General features: G+C 43.8%; 21 protein-coding genes. 1 reads left to right on the top strand and 20 read right to left on the bottom strand.

The window, feature by feature from the left end:
- Positions 1-680: 680 nt before the first annotated feature.
- From rplQ to ACNKW2_RS14180, 18 genes are all read right to left on the bottom strand, one after another.
- A complete protein-coding gene (rplQ, locus tag ACNKW2_RS14265; protein ID WP_336568388.1) occupies positions 681-1,079 on the bottom strand; it encodes a 50S ribosomal protein L17 in 399 nt (132 codons plus the stop codon).
- 39 nt (positions 1,080-1,118) lie between these two features.
- The gene (locus ACNKW2_RS14260; RefSeq protein WP_004589198.1) at positions 1,119-2,105 is read right to left on the bottom strand and encodes a DNA-directed RNA polymerase subunit alpha; all 987 of its coding nucleotides are present in this window, start codon (positions 2,103-2,105) and stop codon (positions 1,119-1,121) included.
- Between the two features lie 24 nt (positions 2,106-2,129).
- Positions 2,130-2,750, bottom strand: a complete 621-nt coding sequence (rpsD, locus tag ACNKW2_RS14255; protein WP_036974007.1) for a 30S ribosomal protein S4 — start codon at positions 2,748-2,750, stop codon at positions 2,130-2,132.
- Positions 2,751-2,771: 21 nt separating this feature from the next.
- Entirely contained in the window at positions 2,772-3,158 is a 387-nt protein-coding gene (rpsK, locus tag ACNKW2_RS14250; RefSeq protein ID WP_036974009.1) for a 30S ribosomal protein S11, read from the bottom strand.
- Between the two features lie 13 nt (positions 3,159-3,171).
- Positions 3,172-3,528, bottom strand: coding sequence for a 30S ribosomal protein S13 (rpsM, locus tag ACNKW2_RS14245; RefSeq protein WP_054562818.1), 357 nt, complete (start codon positions 3,526-3,528; stop codon positions 3,172-3,174).
- A gap of 128 nt (positions 3,529-3,656) precedes the next feature.
- A complete protein-coding gene (gene rpmJ / locus ACNKW2_RS14240; RefSeq protein WP_002959476.1) occupies positions 3,657-3,770 on the bottom strand; it encodes a 50S ribosomal protein L36 in 114 nt (37 codons plus the stop codon).
- Between the two features lie 22 nt (positions 3,771-3,792).
- Complete coding sequence (gene secY / locus ACNKW2_RS14235; protein WP_419149145.1) at positions 3,793-5,121, bottom strand: preprotein translocase subunit SecY; 1,329 nt, start codon at positions 5,119-5,121, stop codon at positions 3,793-3,795.
- Positions 5,122-5,131: 10 nt separating this feature from the next.
- On the bottom strand, positions 5,132-5,566 hold the full coding sequence (gene rplO / locus ACNKW2_RS14230) for a 50S ribosomal protein L15 (protein WP_336568370.1): 435 nt from the start codon (positions 5,564-5,566) through the stop codon (positions 5,132-5,134).
- Between the two features lie 4 nt (positions 5,567-5,570).
- A complete protein-coding gene (gene rpmD / locus ACNKW2_RS14225; RefSeq protein ID WP_010378276.1) occupies positions 5,571-5,750 on the bottom strand; it encodes a 50S ribosomal protein L30 in 180 nt (59 codons plus the stop codon).
- Between the two features lie 6 nt (positions 5,751-5,756).
- A complete protein-coding gene (rpsE, locus tag ACNKW2_RS14220; RefSeq protein WP_419149144.1) occupies positions 5,757-6,263 on the bottom strand; it encodes a 30S ribosomal protein S5 in 507 nt (168 codons plus the stop codon).
- Positions 6,264-6,272: 9 nt separating this feature from the next.
- A complete protein-coding gene (gene rplR / locus ACNKW2_RS14215) occupies positions 6,273-6,623 on the bottom strand; it encodes a 50S ribosomal protein L18 (protein ID WP_036974021.1) in 351 nt (116 codons plus the stop codon).
- A 9-nt stretch (positions 6,624-6,632) separates the two neighbouring features.
- On the bottom strand, positions 6,633-7,166 hold the full coding sequence (rplF, locus tag ACNKW2_RS14210; protein WP_419149143.1) for a 50S ribosomal protein L6: 534 nt from the start codon (positions 7,164-7,166) through the stop codon (positions 6,633-6,635).
- Between the two features lie 13 nt (positions 7,167-7,179).
- The gene (gene rpsH, locus ACNKW2_RS14205) at positions 7,180-7,572 is read right to left on the bottom strand and encodes a 30S ribosomal protein S8 (RefSeq protein WP_054554388.1); all 393 of its coding nucleotides are present in this window, start codon (positions 7,570-7,572) and stop codon (positions 7,180-7,182) included.
- 21 nt (positions 7,573-7,593) lie between these two features.
- Complete coding sequence (gene rpsN / locus ACNKW2_RS14200; RefSeq protein ID WP_054554389.1) at positions 7,594-7,899, bottom strand: 30S ribosomal protein S14; 306 nt, start codon at positions 7,897-7,899, stop codon at positions 7,594-7,596.
- 10 nt (positions 7,900-7,909) lie between these two features.
- Positions 7,910-8,449 carry a 50S ribosomal protein L5 gene (gene rplE, locus ACNKW2_RS14195; protein ID WP_036974030.1) on the bottom strand — a complete coding sequence of 180 codons (540 nt, stop codon included), beginning with the start codon at positions 8,447-8,449 and terminating at the stop codon, positions 7,910-7,912.
- 16 nt (positions 8,450-8,465) lie between these two features.
- Positions 8,466-8,780, bottom strand: a complete 315-nt coding sequence (gene rplX / locus ACNKW2_RS14190) for a 50S ribosomal protein L24 (protein ID WP_054554391.1) — start codon at positions 8,778-8,780, stop codon at positions 8,466-8,468.
- A gap of 10 nt (positions 8,781-8,790) precedes the next feature.
- A complete protein-coding gene (rplN, locus tag ACNKW2_RS14185) occupies positions 8,791-9,159 on the bottom strand; it encodes a 50S ribosomal protein L14 (RefSeq protein ID WP_010378257.1) in 369 nt (122 codons plus the stop codon).
- A 319-nt stretch (positions 9,160-9,478) separates the two neighbouring features.
- Positions 9,479-10,318 (bottom strand): polysaccharide deacetylase family protein, encoded by an 840-nt coding sequence (locus tag ACNKW2_RS14180; RefSeq protein WP_419149142.1) that lies wholly within the window; start codon positions 10,316-10,318, stop codon positions 9,479-9,481.
- Positions 10,319-10,485: 167 nt separating this feature from the next.
- On the opposite strand from ACNKW2_RS14180, the gene ACNKW2_RS14175 reads away from it, so the two are divergent.
- Complete coding sequence (locus ACNKW2_RS14175; RefSeq protein WP_419149141.1) at positions 10,486-13,038, top strand: protein kinase domain-containing protein; 2,553 nt, start codon at positions 10,486-10,488, stop codon at positions 13,036-13,038.
- A 4-nt stretch (positions 13,039-13,042) separates the two neighbouring features.
- Here ACNKW2_RS14175 and ACNKW2_RS14170 read toward each other — a convergent pair whose 3' ends face one another.
- The gene (locus ACNKW2_RS14170; protein WP_419149140.1) at positions 13,043-13,564 is read right to left on the bottom strand and encodes a hypothetical protein; all 522 of its coding nucleotides are present in this window, start codon (positions 13,562-13,564) and stop codon (positions 13,043-13,045) included.
- Positions 13,565-13,888: 324 nt separating this feature from the next.
- Complete coding sequence (locus ACNKW2_RS14165) at positions 13,889-15,832, bottom strand: AsmA family protein (protein WP_419149139.1); 1,944 nt, start codon at positions 15,830-15,832, stop codon at positions 13,889-13,891.
- Positions 15,833-16,018: the final 186 nt, after the last annotated feature.

Below are 16,018 nucleotides of genomic sequence, written 5' to 3'. Positions count from 1 at the left end.
CCAGCGTTCAATCTGAGCCATGATCAAACTCTTCAATTAAAAGTTTTTTGAAACCTAAGTTTCAGCTCAATGAATCCTGATTGTTTGTTTCTACTTTTAAAAAAGTAAAATCAAAACGAATTGACTATATAGTCACTCAGTTACAATTGAGACTCTGAATTTGTTTGCGTCCCTACCGAAGTAGTTCTGCTGTTAGAACTCAATCTGTACGAGTGCCCACACAGATGATTGCTTCATATTGTTAAAGAACGTGTCGAGCCACTTTCGCGTCTCGAGGGCTGTGCATTTTACTCAACCCCACTTTGTTGTCAACACTTATTTTGAATTTCTTTAGTAAGTTTCAAAGTTCAGTTTTACTTGACTCACATGACTCGTTTGATTGCTTGTTTGTAAGCATTCCGCCGTGTCAGTGGGTGCGCATTATAGGGAGAATCGAAAACGATGCAACCCCTTTTTTAAAGAAAACTTAGAAAAACAGATCGTTCGTATGAAAATACAGCTAAACAGGCCAATATTTACCATTATGTCGCAAGAATAGATCCTTCTAGTTACATTTAACTTTGAAAAAGAGCTTAGTAGATAGTTAGTTATGAAGAGAAATAGCTTGAAATGATATATTTATACGTCGCAAAAGAAAAAGCCGAGCTATTGCTCGGCTTTTTTGTGTTTTACAACACTAATTACTCTGCAGACTGCGCGTCTTCTTGAACTTCTTCAGTCGCTGGGCGATCTAGTAGTTCAATGTAAGCCATTGGAGCGTTGTCACCTGTACGGAAGCCACACTTAAGAATACGAGTGTAACCACCTTGACGATCCGCGAAACGAGGACCAATCTCAGAGAACAATTTACCAACTACTTCTTTATCACGCGTGCGAGCAAACGCTAAACGACGGTTTGCTACGCTGTCAGTCTTAGCCAGTGTGATTAAAGGTTCAATTACACGGCGCAGCTCTTTTGCTTTAGGCAAAGTTGTTTTGATGACTTCGTGCTTCACCAAAGAACCAGCCATGTTGCTGAACATCGCTTTGCGATGGCTGCTGTTACGGTTTAATTGACGACCACTCTTACGATGGCGCATGACCCTATCCTTCTAACTAAACTAATATAGTGATTTAGATTATTCAGCTAGGCTTGCAGGCGGCCAATTTTCTAGGCGCATACCTAGAGAAAGACCACGTGAAGCTAGCACGTCTTTAATTTCAGTTAGAGACTTCTTACCTAAGTTAGGCGTTTTAAGAAGCTCAACTTCAGTGCGCTGAACTAAATCACCGATATATTGAATTTGCTCGGCTTTCAAACAGTTTGCTGAACGTACTGTTAGCTCAAGATCATCAACTGGACGAAGCAGAATAGGATCGAATTCTGGCTTCTCTTCTTTCTCTTCTGGCTCAGTTACATCACGTAAATCTACGAATGCATCTAATTGCTCAGCTAAGATAGTAGACGCACGGCGGATCGCTTCTTCAGGATCTAAAGTGCCGTTTGTTTCCATATCAATGATTAACTTGTCTAAGTCTGTACGTTGCTCAACACGGGCTGATTCAACCGAGTACGCAATACGTTCAACTGGGCTGAATGATGCATCAAGCAGCAGACGACCAATTGGACGCTCATCGTCATCAGAGGATAAACGACTAGATGCCGGCACATAACCGCGACCGCGCTCAACACGAATACGCATGCTGATCTCGCTGCTATCTGTCGTAAGGTGACAGATAACGTGATCTGGGTTGGCGATAGTTACATCACCATCGTGCTGAATATCAGCCGCAGTCACAGGGCCTACACCAGATTTAGTCAGGGTCAGAAAAACTTCATCTTTGCCTTCTAAAGTTACTGCTAGACCTTTAAGGTTTAACAGAATTTCAATGATGTCTTCTTGTACGCCCTCTTTCGCGCTGTACTCATGCAATACACCGTCGATTTCTACTTCAGTTACTGCACATCCAGGCATAGATGATAACAGTATACGGCGTAAGGCATTACCCAAAGTGTGACCGAAGCCACGCTCTAATGGTTCTAAAACTACTTTAGAACGCGTTGGGTTGATAGCGTCGATATCGACTAACCTTGGTTTTAGGAATTCGGTAACAGAACCCTGCATTTTATCCTCTCTTAACTCTTAACTTTACTTAGAGTAAAGTTCGACGATTAGTTGTTCGTTAATGTCCGCAGACAGATCTGAACGCTCAGGTAGGCGCTTGAAGCTACCTTCCATTTTCTTACCGTCAACTTCAACCCAAGTCGGCTTTTCACGTTGCTCAGCCAACTCTAGAGCAGCGATGATACGTGCTTGTGTTTTTGACTTCTCACGAATTACAACAGTATCTTCTGGAGTAATTACGTATGAAGGGATGTTCACTACACGACCATTAACTAAAATCGCTTTGTGGCTTACTAACTGACGTGCTTCAGCGCGTGTGCTAGCAAAACCCATGCGATATACAACATTGTCTAAACGTTGCTCTAAAAGCTGTAACAAGTTTTCACCTGTATTACCTTTAAGGCGAGCAGCTTCTTTGTAGTAGTTACGGAATTGCTTTTCTAATACACCGTAGATACGACGTACTTTTTGCTTTTCACGTAGCTGTAAACCGTAATCAGATAAGCGACCTTTACGAGCGCCGTGCTGACCAGGTGCAGTCTCAAGTTTACACTTAGAGTCGATAGCTCTTACGCCGCTCTTAAGGAACAGGTCAGTACCTTCACGACGACTCAGCTTGAGCTTAGGGCCCAAATATCTTGCCATGTTATTTCTCCTAACCTATTGTTAAACGCGACGTTTCTTCGGTGGACGACAACCATTATGAGGGATTGGCGTCACGTCAGTGATGTTGGTGATACGGTAACCAGCAGCATTCAAAGCACGTACAGCAGATTCACGACCTGGACCTGGACCTTTGATGAAAACTTCTAGATTTTTTAAACCGTATTCTTGAGCAGCAGTACCTGCACGCTCTGCAGCAACCTGAGCCGCGAATGGAGTAGATTTACGTGAACCACGGAAACCTGAACCACCTGCTGTTGCCCAAGATAGTGCATTACCTTGACGGTCGGTAATTGTTACAATAGTGTTGTTGAAAGAAGCATGAACGTGAGCCATACCATCAGCAACTTGCTTTTTAACCTTCTTACGACGAATTGGTGCTTTAGCCATAATCTACCCCACCTTATTTCTTGATAGGCTTGCGAGGACCCTTACGAGTACGCGCGTTAGTCTTAGTACGTTGACCACGTAGTGGTAACGAACGACGGTGACGTAGGCCACGGAAACAACCAAGGTCCATAAGGCGCTTGATATTTAATGTAACTTCACGACGAAGGTCACCTTCTACAGTGTACTTGCCAACTGCTTCACGCAATACGTCAAGTGTTTCGTCTGAAAGTTCACCGATTTTTGTGGTCTCGGCGATACCAGTCGCTGCTAAGATTTCCTTAGAGCGAGTCTTACCTATGCCATAAATAGCAGTTAAACCGATAACTGCATGTTTATGATCAGGGACGTTAATGCCAGCGATACGGGCCACTAACACATCTCCTATATTTGAATTTGGTAATCATCTGTTTGAAAAGCCCGTAAGGATACTCAAACGAAGACCAAATCACAACTAAAAACACAGGCCGAGTAAATAACTCAGCCTGCACGACTGTTTAATTAGCCTTGCCTTTGCTTGTGCTTAGGCTCACTGCAAATTACGCGTACTACACCAGCACGTTTAATAACTTTACAGTTACGGCATATTTTCTTAACGGAAGCACGTACTTTCATTGCTCAACTCCGTAAACTGACCTTATCGGCCGTAGCCTTTAAGGTTCGCTTTTTTCAGCACAGAATCATACTGATGTGACATCAGATGCGTCTGTACTTGTGCCATAAAGTCCATGATTACAACAACGATAATCAAAATTGATGTACCGCCGAAATAGAATGGCGTTTGCCATGCCATAGTCATGAATTCGGGCACCAGACAGATAAAGGTTATATACAAAGCACCTGCCAATGTCAGGCGTGTCATCACTTTATCAATGTATTTAGATGTCTGCTCACCTGGACGAATACCTGGGATAAATGCGCCAGATTTTTTCAGGTTATCTGCTGTTTCACGCGGGTTAAATACCAACGCGGTGTAGAAAAAGCAGAAGAAGATAATAGCCGCAGCTAAAACCATCGCATATAAAGGTTGACCTGGAGTCAACGTTGTAGCGATTGCTTGTAGCACATCAGCGACCGGACCTTCACCCTGGCCGAACCAGCTTGCAATTGTACCAGGGAACAGAATTATACTGCTAGCAAAGATTGGTGGAATAACACCCGCCATGTTTACTTTCAGTGGTAAGTGCGTGCTTTGAGCAGCAAATACCTGACGACCTTGTTGACGCTTTGCATAGTTAACGACGATACGACGTTGACCACGTTCAAAGAATACAACTAGGTAAGTAACAGCGAATACGATTACAGCAATCAATAACAGTACAAGTACATTCAGATCACCTTGGCGCGCCATTTCGGCTGTCGAACCAATAGCAGACGGCAGGTTAGCTACGATACCAACAAAAATCAGAACTGAGATACCGTTACCGATACCACGTTCTGTAATTTGTTCGCCCAACCACATTAGGAACATAGTACCAGTTACTAAACTCACTACAGCAGTGAAGTAGAAACCGATACCAGGGTTAACAACTAACCCGTCCATCATGCCCGGTAAGCTTGTAGCAATACCGATTGATTGGATTGTAGCAAGCACAAGCGTGCCGTAGCGTGTGTACTGGCTAATTTTCTTACGCCCTTGCTCACCTTCTTTCTTAAGCTCTATAAACGGCGGATACATATGCGTTAATAGTTGCGTAATAATCGAAGCCGAGATATACGGCATAATACCCAGTGCTAACACTGAAGCTCGCTCAAGCGCACCACCGCTGAACATGTTAAACATTTCAACAATGGTGCCCTTTTGTTGCTCGAAGAAATCGGCAAGTACAGCGGCGTCAATCCCAGGGATCGGCACAAATGAACCTAGACGGTAAATAATGATAGCACCCAATACGAATAGTAATCGACGTTTCAATTCCGAAAGTCCACCTTGTGCACTTTTCATATCTTGACCTGGTTTAGCCATTAGTACTTCCTTAGTCTTCTACCTTGCCTCCGGCAGCTTCGATAGCTTCGCGTGCACCTTTAGACACTTTAATGCCTTTAACGGTAACAGCGCGTGAAACTTCGCCAGATTTTACAACTTTAACGAACTGGATGTTCTTTTTAATGATACCAGCTGCCTGTAACGCGTTCATATCTACCACATCGCCTTCAACTTTAGCGATTTCGTATAGATTTACTTCTTTAGACACAAGAGACTTGCGTGAAGTGAAACCAAACTTTGGTAGACGTTGTTGCATAGGCATTTGACCGCCTTCGAAACCAACGCGTACTTTACCACCAGAACGTGATTTTTGACCTTTGTGACCACGACCACCAGTCTTACCAAGACCAGAACCGATACCACGGCCAACACGCTTACCAGCGGCTTTTGAACCTGCAGCAGGTGAAAGTGTATTCAAGTTCATCGAATTACCCCTCAACCTTAACCATGTAAGAAACTTGGTTGATCATACCGCGAACTGCTGGCGTGTCTTCTAGCTCAACAGTGTGGTTGATACGACGTAAACCAAGGCCACGTAATGTAGCTTTATGTTTCGGTAAACGACCGATTGAGCTACGTACTTGAGTTACTTTTACTGTATTTGCCATGGTGTCTTACCCCAAGATTTCGTCAACGCTAAGACCACGCTTCGCTGCAATACCTTGTGGAGAATTCATGTTCTCTAGGGCTGCAATCGTTGCGCGAACGATGTTGATCGGGTTAGTTGAACCGTATGCTTTAGATAGTACGTTTTGTACGCCAGTAACTTCTAGTACTGCACGCATCGCACCACCGGCGATGATACCTGTACCTTCAGATGCAGGCTGCATGTAAACTTTTGAACCCGCGTGGCGACCCTTGATTGGGTGCTGTAGCGTGTTACCGTTTAGTTCAACAGAGATCATGTTGCGACGTGCTTTTTCCATTGCTTTTTGAATAGCAGCAGGAACTTCACGTGCTTTACCATAACCAAAACCTACTTTACCTGCGCCATCACCAACTACTGTTAGTGCAGTGAAGCTAAAGATACGACCACCTTTAACCACTTTAGACACACGGTTTACCGCGATTAGCTTTTCAGCCAAATCAGGCTGTTGTTGCTTTGCTTCTACGTTAGCCATTGTCTACTCCTAGAATTGCAGACCGGCTTCACGCGCTGCATCAGCAAGCGCCTTCACACGGCCGTGATATTTAAAGCCACTGCGATCAAAAGCAATCTTTTCGATGCCTTTGTCAGCTGCACGTTCAGCAACCGCTTTACCAACTGCTTGAGCAGCTGCAACGTTACCTGTGCCTTTAACTGTTTCGCTAATTGCTTTTTCAACAGTAGAAGCAGCAGCCAGTACAGTACCCTCAGCAGTAACTACTTGAGCGTAAATGTGACGTGGCGTGCGGTGGATAACAAGACGCGTTGTGCCTTGTTCAATATAATTTCTACGAGTGCGTTTAGCACGACGTAGACGAGCTGTTTTTTTATCCATCGTCTTACCTTACTTCTTCTTAGCCTCTTTACGGCGTACATTCTCATCTGAGTAACGAACACCTTTACCTTTATAAGGCTCAGGTTTACGGTATGCACGAATGTTAGCAGCTGTTTGACCAACTAACTGCTTGTCTACGCCCTTAACTAGAACTTCTGTTTGGCTTGGAGTTTCAATCGTAATTCCCTCAGGTACTTCGAAATTAACTGGGTGCGAGAAACCAAGTGTTAAGTCTAAAACTTTACCCTTAGCTGCTGCACGGTAACCAACACCTACTAACTGAAGTTTCTTCTCGTAACCTTCATGCGTACCAACAACCATGTTGTTGATTAGAGCGCGAGCAGTACCTGCTTGTGCCCATGCATTAGCTACGCCTTCACGAGGTAAAGTTGTAATAACGTTGTCGTTAACTTGTACTTCAACAGCGTCGTTGATAGTACGAGTTAATTCACCGTTTTTGCCTTTAACTGTGATGTCCTGGCCTTTTAATGTAACTTCTACACCGGCAGGAACATTGATTGGTGCCTTTGCTATGCGAGACATAGTTCCCCTCCGATTAAGCTACAAAGCCAATGATCTCACCACCAACGCCGGCACTACGTGCTGCGCGGTCTGTCATTAGGCCTTTAGAAGTTGATACGATAGCGATACCAAGACCACCCATTACCTTTGGTAATTCGTCACGTTTCTTATAGATACGTAGACCAGGGCGGCTAACACGCTGGATATTTTCAATAACAGCTTTGCCTTCGAAATATTTTAAATCGATAGAAAGCTCAGGCTTCGCTTCACCGCTTACAGCGTAATCTGCGATATAACCTTCATCTTTTAATACTTTAGCTACTGCTACTTTCAGTTTTGAAGTTGGCATCGTTACTGATACTTTCTTCGCTGACTGACCGTTACGGATACGTGTAAACAAATCCGCAATAGGATCTTGCAAGCTCATAGTCTTACTCCCGTGATACTATTACCAGCTAGCCTTTTTAAGGCCAGGAATTTCACCGCGCATAGCTGCTTCGCGAACTTTGATACGGCTCATGCCGAATTTGCGAAGGTAACCATGTGGGCGGCCCGTAACGTTACAACGATTACGTTGACGTGAAGAGCTAGAATCACGTGGTAAAGCTTGTAGCTTTAATACCGCGTCCCAACGATCATCGTCAGATGTATTAACATCACTGATGATAGCTTTTAGTGCCGCACGCTTTTCAGCGAACTGAGCAACTAATTTCGCACGCTTTGCTTCGCGCGCTTTCATAGAATTCTTTGCCATAACCCTACCCTTATTTCTTGAATGGGAAGTTAAACGCTTCTAACAACGCACGGCCTTCCTCATCTGTTTTCGCAGAAGTAGTGATTGTGATATCCATACCGCGTACACGGTCTACTTTATCATAATCAATTTCTGGGAAGATGATTTGTTCACGTACGCCCATGCTGTAGTTACCACGTCCATCAAAAGACTTAGCACTTACACCACGGAAGTCACGGATACGTGGGATAGCGATTGAAACCAAACGCTCAAAAAAGTCCCACATACGCTCGCCACGTAGGGTTACTTTACAACCAATTGGGTAACCTTCACGCACTTTGAAGCCAGCAACTGATTTGCGTGCTTTAGTGATTAGAGGTTTCTGACCAGAGATTGCTTCTAGATCCGCAACAGCGTTATCTAGGATCTTCTTGTCAGCTAGAGCTTCGCCCACACCCATGTTTAATGTGATCTTTTCGATCTGAGGGACTTGCATGACAGAGCTGAAACCAAACTTCTCTTGAAGCTCAGCAACTACTTTGTCTTTATATACTTCATGCAGTTTCGCCATCATTCTACTCCAACTATTAGATAGTTTTACCAGTAGATTTAAAGATACGTAATTTCTTACCATCTTCAATCTTGAAACCTACACGATCTGCTTTACCCGTTTCCGAGTTGTAGATCGCAACGTTTGATACGTCGATAGACGCTTCTTTCTCAACAATACCGCCAGCTTGGTTCAACTGAGGAACAGGCTTTTGGTGCTTCTTGATTAAGTTGATGCCTTCGACAAATACTCGACCAGATTCAGCAACAACTGAAAGCACTTTACCGCGCTTACCTTTGTCTTTGCCTGCTAGTACGATTACTTCGTCATCACGACGGATTTTTGCTGCCATGATAGACTCCTTATAGTACTTCTGGTGCTAGTGAAACGATTTTCATGAACTTTTCAGTACGAAGTTCACGAGTCACAGGGCCGAAGATACGAGTACCAATTGGCTGTAAGTTATCGTTTAAGATAACAGCCGCATTGCTATCGAAACGGATCAAAGAACCGTCCGGACGACGAACGCCTTTTTTAGTACGCACAACTACCGCGTTTTTAACATCACCTTTCTTCACTTTACCGCGAGGAATAGCTTCTTTTACAGAAACTTTGATGATATCGCCAACCGCTGCATAGCGACGGTGCGAACCGCCAAGGACTTTAATACACTGCACTTTGCGAGCGCCGCTGTTATCAGCAACGTCCAGCTGAGTTTGCATTTGGATCATCTTAATGAGCTCCGGTGTAGTTACAACTCGCCGAGATCTTGTTCAAAATCAAGGCATTTAGGTTAAATTCCACTCAAAAAACTGTGTTTATGTCTTTCAAGGGCGGGCAATTGTACCAGCAATGTCGCGTCAAAGATAGGTCAATTTTTAATTAATTTAGCGTGTTAACGTGACGTACCGATTACAGTTTTGAGATATGGTGGCAAGCAATAAAGAATTCAACAACTTGCACAAATAACAACCAACTCTATTAATTAAGGCTTTGCTTCTAGCTTCACCTAAGTGAACAAATACAAGCAGCTATTGGTAAAAACTCGCCTCAATTAGTCTGCCTTTGCCGCTTTATATAATCAGCAACATTGCTCACCGTATCCAACCAATAGCCATTTTTGGGGTTCTTCAAGTAGCTTACCAGCTCTGCTAGCATCTGTTCATCGACGCTATACCTGCCTTTTTCACCGACATCGTGGCCAGCCAGTATTATCCAACTGTTGTTCACCCGGAGTGTATCTAATAGCGCTTTTAGCTCACTAAAACTCATGCCATCCATTCTTATCCCTGTTAGCTGAGCCAAGTCAGTATAACTGGGGTGATTAGCCGTCTCATCTAGCCAAGTGCGGCCAGTGAAGAAGTGCTTTGCTATTAAGGGCACGTAGCTTTTTACCTTAGCACCACGTCCTACAAAGGTATTACCGCAGGGGTAAGCAAAGCTGCGCGGGGTGACGCCTAAGTGTTGCTTAATATATTCAGTAGTGGTGATTATGTCGCGCTCAATGTCGGCTAAGTCCACTTGCTCTAGACCTTTTCCTTGCGCCCTAAGCCATGGGAAGTTGCCAGTGCACAAGTGCTCACTGGTATGGTTCCCTATTTCATGACCTTGCTTTGCTGCCGCTTGCCACAGTGCCAGCTTATCCTTTACTCGGTCAGGCATAACATAAAAAGTCGCGTTTACTTGCTGGCGATTCAAAAGTGGTAGCGCAATTTCCACTTGGCTTGGCCTGGCATCATCAAAGGATAAGCTGATTGCATTACGAGCATTATTTGGATAACTAAAGGTTTTCTCTGTCGTTGCCGCTAAAGTATCTACACTGTAAAGTAACGTGCTTAAAAGTAGAGTGACTATGAACAAGCTGAGCTGAGCGAGTCTTATTATTACCATCGGCTTTCCTTAAAGTGATGAGAGTAGCACTAAGGTATACAAAGCGTTAGTGCTGGCAAAGTGGTAAATTTTCAACTTGATATTTACCCTACTTGCCATCGCAAACAGTACTAATTCAGAGTTTTTAACGATACACTTACCCCAACAACAATGAGAAAGACAGCGCTGTGTTGAAGTTAGAAGAATATTATCAGGACGTTATCTTGCTTGCCGAAGGTGGTATGAGCAAGGTGTACCTTGCCACCGATAAAAAGCTCGGTCGTCGCGTCGCCGTCAAGGTTCTTGAGCTTAGCCCACACACTCAGTCTGATCCTCTCAACGAAGCGCGTCTATTAGCACGCTTTAACCATCCCAACATAGTACAAATTTACGATGCCTTTGAAAGCGATGGTCAAATAGCCTTAGAAATGGAGTATGTGCAAGGCGCAACCTTACAGCACTATACAAAGACACACGTATTAAATACCGAACAAAAAATTGAGCTACTCAGTGATATTGCCGCGGGTTTAGCCTCGGCGCATAGCCAAAATATTCTTCATCTAGACTTAAAACCGGGTAATGTTTTAGTGAATGAGCAGGGCACGGCGAAAATAGCCGACTTTGGTATTTCACAACTAGAAGACCACCCAGCCGCTCACCCCCACACCAGCTACGGTAGTCTCACCGCTATGTCTCCTGAGCAACTTAGGGGCGAAACACTTGATGGCCGCAGTGATTTATTCTCATTTGGATTGATTGCATATCAACTATTAGCCGAGCACCACCCTTATAGTCAACAAGCTGACGATAGCAGTGATCAGGCTATTGCTGAACAGATAAAGTTCCAGCCTTTAAAAACCAGCGCTAAACGTATTTTAGGTATTCCCCCAGCATTGGCACAGCTCATTGACCGCTTGTTGCAATACGATAAAAACGCTCGCCCAACTAGCGCCGGCGAAGTCAGCCAGCAGTTAAAGCAAATATTGCATTCTCTTAGCTATGATAACAGCGAAGCAACGTTATCCCTTGAAGAGATAGAGCTGCAAGATAAAGCCAGAGAAAAAGCCCAAGCACGAAAAAAACAGCTCGGCATTGCAACACTATTCAGCTTTTTGCTGTGCTTGATCGTTGGCGGATATTGGTATTGGCAGGAAACCAAACCTAAGACCTATATTGCGGCACTGCCAATTGAGTTTATTGGCCAAGGTGGCATACCAAACTCCCATAAGCAGATAGTAAAACAAGCCGTTGAGGATGCCATCTATCAGTTTCTCATTACCAGTAAAGACTATGAGCCAGTTGCAAAGAAAGAAGTAAAACAAACCTTAGCGTCGTTAGGCCAAACCGCTAAACCTTCTGATATTTCTCGCTCTTTACAAGTCGATAAGTTATTCATTCCCACCGGGGAGTGTAATAATTACAGCTGTACCATCCAACTCGAATTGCTAGGTAAATCTGGGAAAGTCGTTGAGTTTACAGAACGTATCACAGTAATAAACACGCAAATTTCTGCCACCTTTATTTCTGTTTCTCAAACGTTATCCAAAGCACTTGATAGCACTGATACTTCAGAGCAATTAATGGACGACAACTTTAATAGTGCCTATTCCGCGCTTATCGAGCAATTACACCAAGAAAACGCTGTCAGTATTGAGTTAATCAACCAGCTTAGAGAGTTCATTAAGGCATACCCTAACTACTTTTCTCTCTACACAACCTATACCAAAGGTAGCCTCAGATTATATAATCGAACTCTAGACATGGAGATTATAAACGAATTACAAGACGTCTTGGATTCAAGCCCTCAAGCATATAAAAAGACCTTAGACTACCTCGCCAATAAAACTTCGCTATTGCTAGTTCTGAATAAGAAAGACGAGATTGAGAAGCTATTAAACAACTACCAAGGTAATAACAGTAATTCATATGAGCTACTTAACCTTAAAGGGAGCGTATATCAAAAGTTAGGTAGGTATGATCAAGCGAAAGCAGCATTTAATAAAGCATACAAATTCAAACCGACCTTGGTTGTTTTAAGGAACCTTGTAAAAATCCATGCGATAACAGGAAACTTCTCTGAAGCCCTGCATTTCGCCGATAAAGCGTTATCAATTACGCAACAAGATCATCAGCTCATCAAAATTACCGCTGATATTTCATTAATCACAGGCAACCTTAATAGAGCAATTAAGTACTATGAGAGGTTAGTGGAATTTGATAGTAATAATGCCAACTATCTAACCAACTTGAGTACCGCCTTGAGTTTAATGAAGCAGCAAGAGTTATCTCTGGACTATGCAACTAAGGCGTATAAGGTAAATAAGCAAAGAGCGGATATTGTACTCAACTATGCTGACGCCTTAGCTTTAGCTGATAAAAATGCCTCTCAAGCCTACACCAAGGTCATAGAGCTTTTGGAGAGCCCAAATAAGCCAATCAATAAATTAATAAAAGCGCAGGCGCTGGCCCACCTGGGCTATAGTATTGAAGCACTGAAATTAATTCAGCAGGTAAAATCAGAAGCTCCAGAATTATATGAGCTGCCTTTTGTAAGCGCCCTTATTATGACTTTAGTAGGGGATAAAAGCTCTGCAATCATACAAATAGAAGCGAGCTTAGACTCAGGCTGGGCAGTGCAGTTTTTTAACTTGCGATGGTTTGATCCTCTGTGCGGAATAGACGAATTTCACACTCTGCTAGAGAAACACAACTATTCAGAGCGCTGTAGCGCTCTGAATTAAACCTCTAATTTGGCTCCGTGTCTTCGATAACAATCGTTGGATCTTGAGAAAAGTAACGCATTTGTGGATCGCTTTTATGCTTTGCGATGAGTCGATAAGCAATCTGAAAGTTGTCGTTAGAGTGCAAAGGGATTGCAAAGCCAGAGTCTAGGTGCTCAGCCATTTCCTGAACAGCACTTTCTAGAATCGTTTTCGACGACTCAATGCTAGTGATACTAACAATCATACTGCGACCACCATTAGCCACAATACTACTCACCTGATAGTTAAAATTATCTTGTGCATTAACAAATAGCGTACCGTTATCAGCGAACTGCCAACCGCTGTCGACGCTTTCAGGGTCAAGCTCATAATATAAGTTAACTGGCTTACCTGATAAATCAGCAATGTCGATAACGACCTTGTCTATATCTTGGTGTTGACGGTTAGTGATTGCCCAAGAGGAAGTTGGAGTCGCCTCTTGTGAGTTTCCTACACCTGGTAAAAAGCCAGGAGAAACTATAAAACTGAGTGACTGTTGCGCCATCTGTAATATCCTTCGTTTGTTTGTAGAGCTATTTACACTTATATAACCACATGAACCGCACGAATGCCATTACAATAGCTTACGGCATGCAGCGCGGCGTAAATCCGTTGAATTGTAAACAATTCATTTATCTGAGGAAGTGCCTAGAGCTTGTATAGAGTGCCGTAGCACACCGCAATATCGCCCTCGAATTGGATAGGGCCATGTTTAAGTGTGTACGTCGCTCAATTTCCACTTTAAATTATATCGGTTAGTTTAATGGCGTTGGATATAACAAAGGCCGCCACTGGCGACCTTTGCAAAGCGGAGCATTGACCGCACCAGTTAGCCGCCGAATAGGCCCTTTAGCTTGTCTTTTACCTTATCCTTTACCTTGTCTTTGGCTTTGTCTTTTGCCGCTTCTTTGAGGTCTAGACTGGTTTCAACTTGGTGGAATGGGCCTTTGATCCGCACTGGGATCTTAAAGCCAGTACTGTCATCGCTGCTAGCTTGACCTTCAATGGTATCAACAATGCCGGTGACCACACGGTAATCAACCAAGGTCTGTGGCAAGTCTACGGTGCCTTTACCTGTTACCCGTAATAGTGGGCTTGCCAAAGAGAAGTCATTGTTTTGACCAACGCCATCCGTAAACTCAAATGTCCCACTCATGGCTGAGAAATCGGTTTTTTGCTCAGGGTTGAAGTTGGCATTTAAGCCTTCAGAAACAGAAGAAAAGTCACCTTTGAGCATGTCTTTGCCTTTGCGGATCATCTCGGCAAGATTAGCCCCTTTTACACCACCGTCTTTAAACTCAAAGCCCAATTGGCCATCGAGGGCATTTACAAACTGCTTTTGACTGACCCCTTGGGTGTTTAGCTCCCAGTTTAGACTGCCTTTACCCAACACTTTGTCAAAGCCAATGGCGTCGGTCAAAAGTGGTTCAGCATTGATTGCCGTTAACGCAAAGTCAGTAGCAATGGTATAAGGTGTTGTTGCTGCATTGACAATAACTTTGCCCTTGCCTTGTCCTTCATAAGCTTGAAACTTATCCAAGCTAAGTGTCGCTTTGCCGGCGTTAAGCACTAGGCTGATTTGGTTTGCGCCTAACTTTATTTCCCTTGCACGCAGCCCTGTTGCAGTAATTTGCACATTGGCATTGAGACTATTAAGTGCAGATAAGTCGATAGCCGTGTCATCCCACACGATAGGCTGAGCAGGGGCATCCTTTGACTCAGATTGGGTTTGCTGTTTTTCTACCGGCTCTGGCAGGTAGGGGTTAAGATCTAACATGCCTAGGTCAACGGTTGCGGAAATATCTGGTTTATCAGTCAGTGCGACTTTACTTTGCCCTTTAATTACTAACTCGTCCAAAGTCGCCTCTAACGCCTCCAGCGTAAACACTTGCTCTTGCATGGTCATGCTGGCATTGAGGCTAAAGTCATTAAAGGCATTGTCTTTGGCTTTTAAATCAACGCCCTGCCACTGCGCTAGCGATTTCACTGAGTCGCCCGTCAATGCTAACTGGCCGCGGATCATTTTGCCTTGCTCGGCAATGTCACCATTATAGTCAAGCTCAAACAGCGCCGACTTCACTTGTTGCTCAACCTTAAAGGTATTGCCCTCAATCGCATTTGCGGGGTTATCGAGTGTGGTAGTTAAGTTGAACACTTGCCCTTGGAAGGTCAGCTCACCATCGACTTTTAGCGGTTGGTATAACGAAGACAGCATCACACTAATATCTAAATCACTTACTTGATACTGGGCGCCTGTGACACCGTCAAGGTAGGTAACTGAGCCACCATAAATGGCGACTTCACCGAGGCTAATATCTAAGCCTTCAGGTAGTTGCACGTTACCTTTTGCATTGGTTTGCGCCGCAGGCGTTTGCTCGGCGCTGCTTGCTAACAACTGCCAATTGGCATTGCCCTGCTGATCTGTTTCTAAAATTATGTCGGGGTTATTAATAACGAAACGCTCAAGCTTGGCTTCTCCAGATAAAGCACTGAGCCAAGCAATATGGATATCAAGTTGCTCCATGGTGAACATGTCTGGGCGACTGCCGCTGGCCATATTGGCAAAGCTCACCTGATTCAGCTCTAGCCGTAACGTTGGAAAGACGCCAATTTGGGTTTCGCCATTGATACTCAGCGTTCTCCCAGTTACCGACTCAACCTCTGTGGTTACTTGGTTAATAATGGCCTGTTTCGGTATTAAAAACGGGGCAGCGATAATGACAATGATGATAAGCGCGATAATGGCGCCAACTACTTTAACCAGCCGATTCATTGCTTTTCCTTATTCTAGAGCAAGCTATGTTCTTTATGATAACGGCTAAAGACGAATATACCATGAATATGACTAAATAATTTTACAACAGCGATTGCAACCGCTCGGCTAATCGGTATGATCCACGCCCTTGCCAGATTTTAGCTACGGTAGCTATAGTTATATGGCTGGTTATTAATCACACTT

This window comes from Pseudoalteromonas 'SMAR' (assembly GCF_048515945.1).
Taxonomy (GTDB): domain Bacteria; phylum Pseudomonadota; class Gammaproteobacteria; order Enterobacterales; family Alteromonadaceae; genus Pseudoalteromonas.
The sequence above is the reverse complement of the archived record's forward strand: the minus strand, read 5'-3'. Positions and strand labels throughout refer to the sequence as shown.

What these genes read in the sequence shown, in the direction of transcription:
- rplQ (WP_336568388.1), bottom strand. Translation starts at nt 1,079, where the DNA reads ATGCGCCATCGTAAGAGTGGTCGTCAATTAAACCGTAACAGCAGCCAT.
- rpmJ (WP_002959476.1), bottom strand. Translation starts at nt 3,770, where the DNA reads ATGAAAGTACGTGCTTCCGTTAAGAAAATATGCCGTAACTGTAAAGTT.
- rplR (WP_036974021.1), bottom strand. Translation starts at nt 6,623, where the DNA reads ATGGATAAAAAAACAGCTCGTCTACGTCGTGCTAAACGCACTCGTAGA.
- rplO (WP_336568370.1), bottom strand. Translation starts at nt 5,566, where the DNA reads ATGAACTTGAATACACTTTCACCTGCTGCAGGTTCAAAAGCCGCTGGT.
- ACNKW2_RS14260 (WP_004589198.1), bottom strand. Translation starts at nt 2,105, where the DNA reads ATGCAGGGTTCTGTTACCGAATTCCTAAAACCAAGGTTAGTCGATATC.
- secY (WP_419149145.1), bottom strand. Translation starts at nt 5,121, where the DNA reads ATGGCTAAACCAGGTCAAGATATGAAAAGTGCACAAGGTGGACTTTCG.
- rpsH (WP_054554388.1), bottom strand. Translation starts at nt 7,572, where the DNA reads ATGAGCTTGCAAGATCCTATTGCGGATTTGTTTACACGTATCCGTAAC.
- rpsK (WP_036974009.1), bottom strand. Translation starts at nt 3,158, where the DNA reads ATGGCTAAAGCACCAATTCGTCGTAAGAAGGTTAAAAAGCAAGTTGCT.
- rplF (WP_419149143.1), bottom strand. Translation starts at nt 7,166, where the DNA reads ATGTCTCGCATAGCAAAGGCACCAATCAATGTTCCTGCCGGTGTAGAA.
- rpmD (WP_010378276.1), bottom strand. Translation starts at nt 5,750, where the DNA reads ATGGCAAATACAGTAAAAGTAACTCAAGTACGTAGCTCAATCGGTCGT.
- rpsD (WP_036974007.1), bottom strand. Translation starts at nt 2,750, where the DNA reads ATGGCAAGATATTTGGGCCCTAAGCTCAAGCTGAGTCGTCGTGAAGGT.
- ACNKW2_RS14165 (WP_419149139.1), bottom strand. Translation starts at nt 15,832, where the DNA reads ATGAATCGGCTGGTTAAAGTAGTTGGCGCCATTATCGCGCTTATCATC.
- rpsE (WP_419149144.1), bottom strand. Translation starts at nt 6,263, where the DNA reads ATGGCTAACGTAGAAGCAAAGCAACAACAGCCTGATTTGGCTGAAAAG.
- ACNKW2_RS14180 (WP_419149142.1), bottom strand. Translation starts at nt 10,318, where the DNA reads ATGGTAATAATAAGACTCGCTCAGCTCAGCTTGTTCATAGTCACTCTA.
- rplN (WP_010378257.1), bottom strand. Translation starts at nt 9,159, where the DNA reads ATGATCCAAATGCAAACTCAGCTGGACGTTGCTGATAACAGCGGCGCT.
- rplX (WP_054554391.1), bottom strand. Translation starts at nt 8,780, where the DNA reads ATGGCAGCAAAAATCCGTCGTGATGACGAAGTAATCGTACTAGCAGGC.
- ACNKW2_RS14170 (WP_419149140.1), bottom strand. Translation starts at nt 13,564, where the DNA reads ATGGCGCAACAGTCACTCAGTTTTATAGTTTCTCCTGGCTTTTTACCA.
- rplE (WP_036974030.1), bottom strand. Translation starts at nt 8,449, where the DNA reads ATGGCGAAACTGCATGAAGTATATAAAGACAAAGTAGTTGCTGAGCTT.
- rpsN (WP_054554389.1), bottom strand. Translation starts at nt 7,899, where the DNA reads ATGGCAAAGAATTCTATGAAAGCGCGCGAAGCAAAGCGTGCGAAATTA.